Below are 13745 nucleotides of genomic sequence, written 5' to 3'. Positions count from 1 at the left end.
GTCCCGCTCAAACCAGACGCGGGTTCGGCTTGTCGCCGTCGATGTCATATTTTGTGAGTGCCTTTTCCAGCACGGCCTTGGTGATCGCCCCTTCGCGGAAGAGATCCACCATGGCGGCCGCCGCGATGTGGTTGGCATCCACCTCGAAGAAGCGGCGCAGGTTCACGCGGCTGTCCGAGCGGCCAAAGCCGTCCGTGCCCAGCACCGTGTAGCGGCCCGGCACACAGGGCCGGATCTGTTCTGCGAAGTTCTTCATATAGTCGGTGGCGGCAATCACCGGGCCTTTGACGCCGGAAAGCTGTTGCGCCACAAACGGCACCTTGGGCTCTTCCAGCGGGTTCAGACGGTTCCAGCGCGCCGCATCCTGACAATCGCGGCCCAGCTCGTTGAAGGAGGTGGCCGACCAGATATCAGCGGTCACGCCAAAGTCCTCTTCCAGCATCTCAGCGGCTTTCATCGCCTGAACAAGGATCGTGCCCGACCCCATCAGGTTGACATGTTTCTTGCCCGGCTTGGCCACCTGTTTAAGACGGTACAGGCCGCGAATGATGTCCTCCTCGACACCCATCGGCATGTCGGGATGGGCATAGTTTTCGTTCATCAGGGTGAGATAGAAGAACACGTCTTCATTGTTCTCATACATCCGCTTGAGACCGTGATGCACGATGACGGCAACCTCGTATTGGAAGGTCGGGTCATAGGTGATGCAGTTCGGGATGGTGCCCGCGAGGATGTGGGAATGCCCGTCCTCGTGCTGCAGCCCCTCGCCGTTCAGCGTGGTGCGCCCGGCGGTGCCGCCCAGCATGAAGCCACGCGCGCGGCTGTCGCCCGCGGCCCAGGCCAGATCGCCAATCCGCTGGAAGCCGAACATCGAGTAGTAGATGAAGAACGGGATCATGCCCACGCCGTGATTGGAATAAGCGGTCGCCGCCGCGATCCAGTCCGCCATGGCACCGGCCTCGTTGATGCCTTCCTGCAGCACCTGGCCGTTTTCGGATTCCTTGTAATAGGACATCTGATCGCGGTCTTCGGGCGTGTATTTCTGGCCCATCGGGTTGTAGATGCCCACCGAACGGAACAGCCCTTCCATCCCGAAGGTACGGCTTTCATCCGGAACGATCGGAACCACGTTCTTGCCGATTTTCTTGTCGCGCAGGAGCGTGGTCAGGATACGGACAAAGGCCATGGTGGTGGAAATTTCACGCTCGCCAGTGCCTGTGAGCTGACCCTTGAAGGTCTCCAGCGGCGGAATCTCCAGCGCGGGGTAATCGGTGGTCCGTTTCGGGAAGTCCCCGCCCAGCGCCTTGCGCTTGTCGGCCAGATAGGCCTTTTGCGCGTTGTTCAGCGCCACGAAGGGGGCCTTGCCCACGTCTTCGTCCGACACCGGGATCTTGAACCGGTCGCGGAACGCGCGCAGCTGATCCTCGGTCATCTTCTTTTGTTGGTGGGTGGTGTTCTGGCCCTCGCCAGCCGTGCCCATGCCGTGGCCCTTGACGGTTTTCACCAGAAGACAGCTGGGCTGCCCCTTGGTCTCGCTCGCTTTCTTGAAGGCGGTGTAGACCTTTTGCGGGTCGTGCCCTCCACGGCGCAGGGACCAGATCTGCTCATCCGTCCAGTCTTCGACAAGTGCCGCAGTTTCCGGATATTTGCCAAAGAAATGCTTGCGGATATAGGCACCGTCCTTCGACTTGAAGGTCTGGTAATCGCCATCAACAGTTTCTTCCATCAACAGGCGCAGTTTGCCGGAGGTGTCTTTCTCAAGCAGATCGTCCCAGCCCTTGCCCCAGAGAAGCTTGATCACGTTCCAGCCTGCACCGCGGAAGTCGCCCTCAAGCTCTTGCACGATCTTGCCGTTGCCGCGCACCGGACCGTCGAGACGCTGCAGGTTGCAGTTGATCACAAAGATCAGGTTGTCGAGCCCTTCGCGCGAGGCAAGGTCAATCGCGCCCCGGCTTTCCGGTTCGTCCATCTCACCATCGCCAAGGAAGCACCAGACCTTGCGGTCGGCCATGTCGATATGGCCGCGGTTGTGCATGTATTTCATGAACCGCGCCTGATAGATCGCCATGAGCGGCCCCAGACCCATCGAAACGGTCGGGAACTGCCAGTAATCGGGCATCAGCCACGGGTGCGGGTATGAGGAGAGGCCCTTGCCGTCCACTTCCGAACGGAAGTTTTCCAGCTGATCCTCGCCGATGCGGCCTTCCATGAAGGAGCGCGCATAGATGCCGGGGATCACGTGGCCCTGAAAGAACACCAGATCGCCGCCGTGGATTGCCGATTTGGAGCGCCAGAAATGGTTCAGACCCACGTCATACATGACAGCCGAGGACGCGAAGGACGCGATATGCCCGCCATATTCGCTGGACACCTTGTTGCGGCGCACAACGGTCGCCATGGCATTCCAGCGGTTGATCGTGCGGATGCGCCATTCCATTTCCAGATCGCCGGGGAAATCATACTGATCATCCACCGGGATTGTGTTCTGGTAGGGCGTGGTAGCCGAAAACGGCAGCGTGGCACCGGCGGCGCGGGCTTGCTGTACAGCCTTGTCCAGCAGGTAATGTGCCCGGTTCGCACCGTCGCGTTCGATCACATCCTGAACGGCGTCCTGCCATTCCTGCGATTCGACCGGATCAATGTCATGGCTCTGATCTGTCATGTCTCTCTATTCCTCCTCCGCACTCGGTTTGCGCGTTTGTTTAACCTTAAACTATACACCAAGCCCGCATCACCACATGGCATTGTGTCGCTGTGCGCATAGCCTTTTCTCAATTGCGCCGGGGTGTAACATGGCCATCCCCCTCTGCGTAGCCGGGCAGATGCATAGCATCTCTGCGCCACACGCATAGATGATTGTTTAACGTTAAACAGTTTTTCGCAACCCCATGCATATCAGCACTATACATGATTTTCGCCGTTCGCGGGTGTCGGGCCAGCAGAAAACAGACCCCGTGCGCAAGATCCGCCCGGAAGATCGAAACGGTTTTTGTCATCAAATCAGGGCTTTGAGAGAGCGCCGGATCATGGGACACTGGGCGCACCGGAAATGCACAAGAGGTGTCCATGCGCCGACTGGTTCTGACAACCGCAGTGAGCCTGTGTCTCGTGGCCAATGCCGTTGGGGCGACCACACGCGCGGAAATCCGCGACCGGGTCTTTACATCCGCGCAACGGGCGCAGGCCTCGGCCGCTGGTCAGGCGCTGGCGCAGGCGGCGGGGCGGATCGCCGCGGGATCAGCTGATCTGCAAGACCTGCTGCGCCAGCAACAGGACATGTCGGAAACGATCGAGGCCAAGCGCAAGGCGCTGGCCGACACCGCGTCCCAATCCGGTGCGGCGGCAGAAGCGGCCATTGCCCGTCTGCAATCCGAGATTCAGGACGGGCGCGCACAGCTTGATGCGCTCGATGCGCAACTGACCCGCGAATTCCCGGAGTTTCGCGAATTGACCAACCCCGCGCCGCTCTCCATCGCGGAGCTACAGGTGCTGTTGCGCCCGGATGAGGCGCTGGTCATGACGCTGACCGATGAAACCTATCTCTACACCTGGGCGGTGTCGAAAACCGACAGCGCCTGGACCCGGGCCGAGGTGAACCAGAGCGAGACGCGCGACAAGGTGCAGGCGCTGCGCACCCAATTGCGCGTTGATACGGACAACCGCGCCGGGCTGTCCCTCAATCAACGTGAAAAGAGCATCCAGCCCTTTGACCGCAGCATCGCGCATGAGCTGTACCAGACCACGCTTGGCCCGCTTGAACATGTCATCTCGGGGGCGCGGCATCTGATGGTGGTGTTTGACGGGCCGCTCACGTCTCTGCCGCCAGCTGTGTTGCTGACCGCTGCGCCACAGGGCGACGACACCTCCCCGCAGGCGCTGCGCAACAGTGACTGGCTGATCAAGCGCCATGCACTCACCACCTTGCCCACGGTCTCCGCCTTGCGCGCATTGCGACAGGTCTCTCCACCGGTGGATGACACCGGCACTGCCCCGGGTTTCGTCGGCTTTGGTGATCCGCTGCTGGGCTATCGGCTCGTGGCCGAGGCCGCGCCGGGCGACACTGGCGTCGTCACTCGCGGCATCTATGAGGATGTGCGCAAGGTCGCCGATCTTGCCCCGCTGCCCAACACCGCGCGGGAATTGCGCCAATTGGCGGCCACCATGGGCGCCGGGCCAGAGTCGGTGTTTCTGGCGGAAAGCGCCACGGAAAGCATGGTCAAATCCATGGACCTGTCGGGGGCCGAGGTGGTGGCCTTTGCCACCCATGGCTTGCTGGCGGACGGCTTGCCGGGGCTTAGCGAACCAGCGCTTGTCTTTACCCCGCCCGAACTGCCCAGCGCCGAGGATGACGCGCTTTTGACCGCGTCCGAGGCGGCGCAACTCGAACTGTCCGCCGATCTGGTGATCCTTTCGGCCTGTGACACCGCCGGGTCCGATGGCACACCGGGGGCCGAGGGTCTGTCGGGTCTGGCGCGCGCATTCATCTATGCCGGGGCACGGGCGATTTTGGTGTCGCATTGGCCGGTGGATGACTACGCGGCCTCGGTCCTCACCACCGGCATGCTCGACCGGATGTATGCCGCCACGCCCCGGTCGCGTGCCGAGGCGTTGCAACACTCCACGCTGGATCTGTTGAATGACACAAGCGAGGACCGCTTTGCGCATCCGCGCATCTGGGCCCCGTTCGTGGTGGTGGGCGAGGGCGGGCTCGACGGCTGATCATTCAGCCAGTTTCTCGGCCAGCGCCCAACCGATCCCGGCCTCCCAGACCGCGCGGTGGCGCATCCGGTCCTTTTGCACATGGGACGCATCCCCCCCATCCTCCAGCCAGTCCACCAAAAGATCCGTGGCTTGCAGGGCCTTGTCCCATGCGCCGTGCAGATCGCCACGGCGATAGCGATGCTCAGCCCAGATATTGGCAAGCCGCGACCGCTTGGAGCGCCAGTCCCAGGTGGGGGAGCTCATCGCGGCATCGGCGCGTTCGAATTCGGGCTCGGCCGTTCCTCCAAGCCGCGCATTGGCAAAGGCGGTCTGGATCAAAAGATCGGCCCGCGCCTCGGGCAAGAGCCGTGCCATGACAGCGTCGCGCGTGACCCAGGGCGACAGGAAATCCCGCAGCTTCTGCGCATTCCTCGTCCGGTGCCAGAGCGCCTCAGAATGGGCCAGCAACACCTCGCCCAGATAGGTACCGGTCATGGTTGCCGCCTCGGGCACCAGCGCCAGCGCGGCTGTGGTCTGGGACAGCGCCGCATCATTCCGTCCAAGCGCCAAAAGAATACGCCCGTGCCGCGCCAAGAGATAGGCCAGCCTGTCGCGGTCATGATGAGGCGTGGCGCGCAGGGTCGCGATGGCGCGGTCCGACCATTCGGCGGCGCGCTTTGCTTCGCCGCGTTCAAGATAGGCATTGGCCAGCACGAACCGCGCAGAGGCCAGAACCGGATGACCCGGCGGCAGCATGTCCGACATCTGGCGTTCCAGCACGACGCGTTCGGCCAATTGCGCATCGCTGAAGCTGTCGCTCTGAACCAGAACGGAGTGCGCCATGCGGTCCAGCGTGCGGGCAAGGGCATAGTCATTCGCGGTCCCCATCGCGGACTCCGTGGCGCGCCGGATCGGAGCCAGACGGGATGGGGCAATATTGCCATAGGCCAGCTCCAGCGCCAGCGTATTGGCAAACACATCCCATGGGCCATTGGGAGCCATGGCTTGCGGATTGGCGAGCCAGCGTTGCAGACCACCATGCAGCCCATGCCTGTCCGCCTGTAGCCCTGCCGCGTAGAGCGCCAACACATCCGCCAGCAGCCGCGCTGTCCCGCCCTGCTCTGACTGCATCAACCGCGTCAGAGCCGGTTGCGCCCGGTCAGGGGCATGCTCGGTGCCCCAGATGAAGCCAAGCGTGTGAACGATGTCAAAGATCGGGGCATTGGGGTGCAGGGCCGAGCCGCGCCGCGCGGCCTCCTGCGCCGAGTGCAGGTCGCGCGCCATGTCGTCCGGATGCCCGCTCAGCGCATGAAACAACGCGCGGTTGATGTGAAACAGGGCGGGGTCATCGACGGCGTCAGGCCGGGCCGTTCGGTAATGGTCATGCAAGGTGACAAACCGGCCCTGCAGGAAGAGATAAAGCACATGCGCCGCATCGGCGCGCAGGGTGAGTTGGAACCCCGGATCGGTGATCTCGTGGCGGAACGGATACGCCGCGACGGCCGGATCATCGGCACGCAGAAAGCTGCGCAGATGGGTGGCCAGCGGTTCCGTGGCGTCCACGCTGCCCCGCGCCAGCGCATAAGCGGCACGGAACTGCGCCTGCGCAAGCGCGCCGTCACCGGCCCCGTTGGCAATCCGGCCCAGATCCCGGTGATAGAGCGCCACTGCGACACCCGGGGCTGCGTTCCGTTGTGCATAATCCAGCTCGCGCAGCAGGAAATCGTACCCCGCCTGCGCACCTTGGGTGGCAACCATCGCCTCACCCAAGGCGCGGGACGAGTCCCAGGCATCGCGGTTCTTCGCCTCCTGCGCGCGCAGAAAGCCATGATGCGCGCGCAAATGCTGTTCCGCTTCGGCGGGCTGCCCGGATCGCAGCAGAACCCGACCCAGAAACCCGGTATAGAACATGCGCTGCGCGTCTGAGAGACCTGCCGCGGCCGCGGCCTCGGCCACCAACGCCTTGGTGCGGGACATCAGCGGGGTGGCATCGCGCATACGGTCGAGTTCGTATTGAAGCTGCAGATAGCGCACCTGCACCACGTCACGCGGCTGCACCCGCCAGATGGGCGACAAACCGTCAAGAAAAGCCATCCGCAGCGCAGCCTCGTCCGCGCCGCCCAACCGTGACACGGCGCGCGCCAGATAATGCAGCGCCATCCCATGCAGATCAGCCAGCGCCGCCTTCCCCGCGGTCTCATCCACAACGGCACGCAGCCGCGTCTCGGCCTGATCATAGCGGCCCAGCCGGAACAGCGCCGCGCCCTGCACCGCCGAGGCCATGATCCGCGCACGATGCGTCCCCAGCCCATGCGAGGACAGCCCGGCAATCGCCGCGTCCGAGAATTGCAGCGCCGCCTCCCAGCGCCCGATATCGTGGAAATAAAGCGCAAGCGCGGCATTGGGGTAAAACGTGGCCAGCGCGCCGGGTTGATGGCCCTGCGCCTGCTCGTTAATCACGTTGAGCTGATCGAACGCCGCCTCGAACTGGCCCGTCTCCAAAAGCTCCAGCCCGGCTGCCACGCCCGACAGGATGTCATCGGCGCCCGGTGCCTCCTGTGCGGGCGCGTTCAGCCCAAGGCTCAGCAACAGCAGAACAACACCCAGCCGTCTCATTGCGGCGGCACCGGTGGCAGGGTATCGGCATAGCTCCAGCCGATCGCCGCCTCCCAGATCACGCGCATGCGCTGGATGTCGGGAGAGATCGCCTCGCCGCCGCTGACCGCGGGCAGGCTGCCCAGCCATTCGGAATACCTGTCATTGCTGGCCACCATGTCGCGGAACGCGGCCTCCTGCCTGCTGTTTCGGTAATTGGCGATCGCGCGGTTCCATTCGATCAGCGCCGCTTCAAGCCGCCAGTCCACAACCGATGCATCCTGTTCGATCACCGCCAGCGCCTCGTCAAAGGTCGCCAGCACCTCGTCCAGTTCGGCGGTTTCGGTCAGCATTTCGGCCTTGGTGCGCAGGAGCGAGACAAGGTCAAAGGGCTCCATCCGTGCCCGCACCTTCGGGTTTTCCAGCACGACATCCAGTGCCTCGATCGCCGCCTCGTAATTGTCGGAACGGGCGGTGAGCGCGAGCGCATAATTGGTGTAAAACACTCCGATCAGGTCGCGGCGCACGGTTTCTGGATCAATCAGAGCCAGCGAATCCGTGGCCAGCGCCAGCGCCTCGTCGGTGCGGCCCAGAATGCGCAGCGTCGCGGATTGCCGGGACAGCAGAAACGCGATCACATCGGATCGCGAATAGCGCGACGCGCGCATGGTCTCGGTCGTCTTGCGCAACCAGTAGAGCGCCTGTTCATAATCTTCGCGCCACTCATAGGCATTGGCGAGCGCAAATTGCGTGGCCGAAATCATCGGATGGGTTTCCGGCACACCCTGGCCGATGGAGCCCACCAGCGTGCTCAGTTCGATCATCGTGTCTTCGCGCAGATAGCCGTCATTGGCATTAAGCACCCGCACCAGCCGCAGGTAATCGCGCGACAAAGACAGCGATGGCAGGCTGTCCAGCGCCGCCAGCGTGTCGTCGATCAACCGGGTGTTGAGCGTGTCTTCCATATGCCCGATGGACATTTCCAGCACCATATTGGCCACGTAAATGTCCCAGACCCCTTCGACGCTGCCGGGCTCGTAGCTGTCAAACCACGTGGCCAGCACGTTGCGCATCTCGGCATAGTTGCTCTGCCGGTAATGCATGAACCCTTCGAGCGCATGATACAGGCTGCGTTCGCTCGCGCTCATGGACGGCAGCCGGGCTTTCATCCGCGCCAGAACCCCTTTGGCGCTGGCCGGTTCATGACCCGTGCCCCAGACCCGCGCCAGCGCCTCGACAATGTCGAAAATCAGCGCATTGGCCGGAATGACGGAATTGGTGGTGGTCCGGGCAAGGCGGCGCGCCTCGTCCAGCGCGGCAAGGCTGTCGTCATAACGGCTGGTCATCGCGAAATAGAGTGCACGATTGACAAGATAGGTGGGCGTGCCGCCCTGCCCCTCCTGTTCGAACCGGTCGAGAAGCGCGCCAAGCGCCACGTAATTGCCCTCGAAAAACAGCCGCAGCACGTCCGAGCCATCGCGCGACAGGTCGAACTCCACCGCGCCAATGGCCCCCAGCTCCGGGGCAAAGGCGAAGCCGGTCATACCCGGATGGTCCACGTCAATCAGCCCGGCCAGATGCCGTGCAAGATCGGAATTCACGCGGTATTCGCGCCGCGCCTCGGCATAGGCATCGCGAAAATGCTTCTGGGCAAGGTCCGCATCCTCGAGCCTTTGCGACAGGTAGCCCAGTTCACGTTGATAAAGCGCAAGGTTGAAGATACTGGCCCCGTTGGCCTGGGCATATTCCAGCTCGGTGCGAAAGTGGTCATAGGCTTCCGTGGGGCCGATGGCATGGCTGATCACCGCGCCCAGCCTGCGCACACAGGTCCAGACATCCGGCCCGGTCAGATCCGCTTCAAGGTAATAATGGCGCTGCTCCTGAAGAAATGGCAGCGCGGCTTCGTAATCGCCATTCAGCGCCAGAAGATTGGCGTAATAGCCTTTGTAGAACACGGTGGTGACGGGATCGACCTCGGGCACAGTTTCGGCAAGCCGGACAAGCCGCGCCATGCGGGGCAGAAGATCGGCAAGGTTGTCACCCCGGTCATGCAGGTCCTCGATATCAAAATAATTGATATGCACCGCATCCTGCAAAGGCACCAGCCAGCGGGTGCTGTATCCATCAAGGAATGCCTTGCGCAGTGCCGCCTCGTCCGGCAGGTCGAGAAAGGTCGCGACACGCGCCAGAGCATAGAGCGCCAGACCGTATTCAGGGGCAAGCGCGGGCCGGTCCCGCGCCAGTTCAACCGCGTTGCGCAGGGTTACCTCGGCCTCGTGGTGGCGATCCAGATGATGCAGCGCCGCGCCTTGCAGGATCGAGGCGCGCAGCCGGTAATCATGGTCGGCATATCCATCGGCGGTCAGGCCGGTGGCGACCGAAGCAGCAAAGAACAGCACGTCGTTCCAATCCTGCTGGTCCAGCCAGTAATAGGCCAGCCCGAGATTGGGATAATGGTTGCTGAGCGGCTCGTAATCGTTGCGGTAGGTGATCATGTTGATCGCATCGAGCCGGGCATAGGCCGTCTCTGTATCCCCCGCCCGCATCACGGCCAGCGCAGCGTCAACCTCGGCAATCACCTCGTCGGGGCCGGGCAGATCGTCGGCCCCGGTCTCTTGCGCCGCGAGCGGCGCGCCCAGCGCGACGAAAAACGATATGAGCAGCGCGCGCAGGATCATTGCGGCAGTTCCTCCTGCAACCGCCATCCCAGCGCGGCCTCCCAGCGCACCCGGTCGCGCCATGCGGTGTCGTCAATGGCCTCTGCGTCCTCGGCGGCCAGCCGGTCCTGCCGCCAGTCCTGATAGGTATCGTTCGAGGCCACCATATCGGCAAAGGCCGGTGCCCGGTCGCCACGGCGCGCATGGACCTGTGCCCGCGTCCATAGGATGCGCGCACGGTCCTGCCGCCAATCGGTATGCGTATCCCCCATCGCGGCAAGCGCGCGGCCAAGCGTCTGCATCACCTCGGTTTTCGCGGCCCGCCCGATCTGCGCCTGGGCCAGCAGGGAATAGAGCGCCACCACGTCACGCGGGGCCAGCCCCTGCGCCAAATCTGCCGATGCCAATTCGCGCTGTAACAGGGCGGCGACCTGCCCCGCATCGCCGGTAAAGGCCCAGTGGGCATTGGCGTAGCTTTGCAGCACGGCCCCGTCAATGGCGCTCACCACCCCGTCGCGGCGCAGGATGTCATAGGCCTCTGCCGCGATGCTGGCGGCCTCTTCGCGCCTGCTCATGGCGCGCAGAATATCGGACTGGCGCGACAGGGTCAGCGCCAGCACCTCGGGTTTGGCAAAGGGATCGGCACGGATTTCCCCCGCAGCGCGTTCAGCCCAATCCAGCGCCTGTCGGTTCTCGCCGCGCCAGAACAGCGCTTGTGACAGGGTGAGCGCCGCCACCTGCCGCAGCGAATGGCCGGTGGGTGTATCCTCGGACAGGCGGGTATTGATCGCGCCAAGATGGGCCACCGCGTCCGCTGCAAACAGCCCCGAGCGGGAATTCTGGAAATAGACCACATCAAGATAATCGCCCAGCACCGGCAGATTGCCAGCCGCTGCGATGCGTTCTTTCAGCTTCGCATGGCGGGCGGTGTTTTCTTCCTCCGACCGGAACCCAAAAGACATTTCCATCGCCGTGACCGCCGCCAGAAGATCCCACAGCGGGTACTCGATGACGCCGCCCTCTACCGCATCAAACGCCTCCAGCGCGGCGGCTTTGTCGGCATTGCGTTCCAGTTGATAGGCCCGTTGCGCGCGCAGCACGTGGGTCATGCGTTGCAGTTCCGGCGGCATCTGATCGACGTTCGCCATCAGACGGTCCAGCGCCGGTCCCGCCGCCTCGGCGCTGTGCCATGTGCTCCAGACCCGCGACAACGCGTCGGTGAGATCGACCACGTGGGAGACATCCACATCCGCCGTCCCGGTGGCTCGCACCCGCGCCAGCCAGTCCTGCGCCGGGTCGAACTGCCCGAGCAGCGCATGATGCAGCGCAGTCGTCACGGCAAGTTCCGGGCTGTCACCCTCCGCGTCCTGACCCGCCCGCGCGAGCAGCGCCTCGGTTACGGTGTAATTGCCCTGAAGGAACAGGCGCAGCACCTGTTCCCCCAACGGACGCAAGGCGAACTGCGCGGCCTCGACCGCGCCCAGTTCAGCGGCAAAGTCAAATCCCGCCATGGCCGGATGGGCGGTATTGATGAATTCGCGCAGATGCGTCACCAGCCCGGCGTTCGAGCGATAGGCCTGACGCGCCTCGGCATAGGCGGCGCGATACCGGGCCTGCGCCCCGTCCACGTCGCCCATCTGCGCCGCCGCATGGCCCATCTCGCGCAGGTATTGCGCGCGGTACCCGACCGATGCGCCGTTGCTCCGGGCCAATGGAAGGGCGGTGTCAAAGAACCGGATTTGCGCGGCAGCACCCTGTGTCTGGCCAAGAACCGATCCAAGGAACAAGGCATTTTCCCACAGGTCGCGGCCATAGGCGCGCTCGGCCATGAGATGATCGAAATAGGCCTGCAAATGCCCCTCGGCCGTGTTGAAATCCCCGGCATGGGCCAGCAAAAACCCGTGATAGCCGCGATAGTGCAGAAGCTGCCCCGCTGCGATCCCCGGCACCTTGGCAGCAAGGTCGCGGAGATTGGCCATCTCGGTTGCCAAAGCCGCCCGGTCCTCTCCGGCACGGAACCGAGCCACGATGTCGAAAAAGGCAATATGCAGGGCGTCCGGCTGGGTCACGAACCCGCCCGGGCGCCACGCCTTCAGGAACGCATCACGCAACTGGCGTTCATCGGCCAGCCGCTCTTCCGAGGCGATCCGCGCCAGCAGGTAAAGCGCCAGTTGGTGTTCTTGTGGCAGGTTGGTCTCTGCCAGACCGGGGAACAATCCGCGCAACAGGTCATTGGCCCGTGCCAGCGCGCCCAGTTGGTACTGCGCCGCGCCATGCAGAACCTGCGCGCGCAGCCAGTCCCCCGAGCCGCGGAGCCCAGCGAATTCCAGCCCACCCGCAACGAAGGACGCATAACGGCGGGCGTCGCCCCATCGCCCCTTGGCCCGGGCGATATAGGCCAGTCCCAGCAACGGATAATGCGCAGCACGCGGGCTGTAGCCGGTTTCGCGATAGCTGGCGTCATAGACCGGCAGCAGCGCGTCAAAAGCGGCGTCCGCGTCCCCCTGCCAAAGCTGTTCCAGAGCGGCATCGGTGCGGGTGAAAATGTCGGCCTCGCTCAACCGATCGGCCCAGACCGGCGACGCGACCAGAAGCAGGACAGCAAAATGCCGGGCCAGCGCAAGGCCAGCCCGGCATGTGATCTGCGTCAGGCGCCCCATTGGGGAGCTTAGTTAGAGCTGATGATCTGGTTCAGCCACGGCACGAAGCGCGACGTCTTGGTGTAGGCCGAGAAGAACGCGTCTTCCGCGCAGGTCGTCGACCCGCTGCCCACGAGACCCCAGCTCACGACACCGGCCTGAATGTAGGAACCGTCATCCAGCGGCACGACAAGCGGGCCACCGGAATCGCCCTGGCACGAGGTCTTGCCACCCTCAAAGGTGCCGGAACAGATCATGTTCGGCGACAGCGGCAGCGGCGCGCGCGACAGAAGCTCGCTCCAGACCTCTTCGGTCTGAGCCTGATCCAGCGCAAAGATCGACGCGGCCTCGACCACGCGCGGCGCGGCGGCCTCGGCACGGGCGGTCATCATCGCGTTGTTACAGGTATCGCGGCTCAGCACCTGAATTTCGGCCTGCATCATCGCCTCGGTCCGCTTGGCGCCGTTCACAAGACCCCAGCCGGTCACGATGGTGGGAATGCCCTGTTGATCGAGCACCTCGCCAAAACTTTCATCGGGCACGTTGATCGTCTTGTACGGCACCTGCGGCGCGCGGGCAAGCTTCACCAGCGCAATATCGCTGTCGAACAGGCGCGTGTCATATTCGGGGTGACGGAACACGCCCGCCACCGGCACACGGTCACCGCTGCCGGGTGTGAGGGTGTTGGTGCCCACCAGAATGTCGAACTGGCCCGGCTGAAGCTGGAAATTGCCGCCTTCGCCATCGGGCATGTAGATGCAATGCGCCGCGGTCAGAACCCAGGTGTCCAGCACCATGGTGCCGCCGCAGAACTGCGCATCCGGCGTGGTGGGCTGGCCGCCAATCATCAGCGCAACCTGCCACGGCCATGCGCCACTGGCAGCCACTTCGCCGCCGATTACGCGATCACCGGCCTCGGCCGCTTCTGCCGCCTGCTCTTCGAGCATCTCTTTCTTGGCGTCCGAGGCGGCAAAGTTGAACGGGTTGACCTTGTTGGGGTCCGCCGCCATCTCCCCGCCTGAGAGCTCCTGGGCCATGGCGCCTGTGCCCATGGCCACAAAGCCGGACAGGACAACGGAAAGAAGGGTTTTCCTTTGTGTCATGTTGGAAGTCCTATTGTTGGATCGTTGGATTAAAGGGTTAACGGAAATGG

Annotated in this window: 6 protein-coding genes; 1 reads left to right on the top strand and 5 read right to left on the bottom strand. The window is 63.7% G+C overall.

The features are described from left to right. Positions 1-7 precede the first annotated feature (7 nt). Positions 8-2662: a pyruvate dehydrogenase (acetyl-transferring), homodimeric type gene (aceE, locus tag PGB28_RS02960; protein ID WP_271419994.1), complete on the bottom strand. Its 2655-nt coding sequence runs from the start codon at positions 2660-2662 to the stop codon at positions 8-10. A 404-nt stretch (positions 2663-3066) separates the two neighbouring features. Between aceE and PGB28_RS02955 the strand changes: the two genes are divergently transcribed. Further along, positions 3067-4719 (top strand): CHAT domain-containing protein, encoded by a 1653-nt coding sequence (locus PGB28_RS02955; protein WP_271419993.1) that lies wholly within the window; start codon positions 3067-3069, stop codon positions 4717-4719. On the opposite strand, the gene PGB28_RS02950 is transcribed toward PGB28_RS02955, so the two are convergent. From PGB28_RS02950 to PGB28_RS02935, 4 genes are read right to left on the bottom strand one after another with little or no spacing between them, the layout of a single operon-like run. Then, positions 4720-7317, bottom strand: a complete 2598-nt coding sequence (locus tag PGB28_RS02950) for a hypothetical protein (protein WP_271419992.1) — start codon at positions 7315-7317, stop codon at positions 4720-4722. Then, complete coding sequence (locus PGB28_RS02945) at positions 7314-9974, bottom strand: tetratricopeptide repeat protein (RefSeq protein WP_271419991.1); 2661 nt, start codon at positions 9972-9974, stop codon at positions 7314-7316. Before PGB28_RS02945 ends, PGB28_RS02950 begins: the two co-directional genes overlap by 4 nt. Beyond that, a complete protein-coding gene (locus tag PGB28_RS02940) occupies positions 9971-12613 on the bottom strand; it encodes a hypothetical protein (RefSeq protein WP_271419990.1) in 2643 nt (880 codons plus the stop codon). Before PGB28_RS02940 ends, PGB28_RS02945 begins: the two co-directional genes overlap by 4 nt. 8 nt (positions 12614-12621) lie before the next feature. Then, positions 12622-13695 carry a serine protease gene (locus PGB28_RS02935; protein ID WP_271419989.1) on the bottom strand — a complete coding sequence of 358 codons (1074 nt, stop codon included), beginning with the start codon at positions 13693-13695 and terminating at the stop codon, positions 12622-12624. Positions 13696-13745 lie beyond the last annotated feature (50 nt).

It is taken from the genome of Primorskyibacter aestuariivivens (genome assembly GCF_028023675.1).
In the GTDB taxonomy this organism is placed as follows: domain Bacteria; phylum Pseudomonadota; class Alphaproteobacteria; order Rhodobacterales; family Rhodobacteraceae; genus Marinovum; species Marinovum aestuariivivens.
This window is presented reverse-complemented; position numbering and strand designations above follow the sequence as displayed.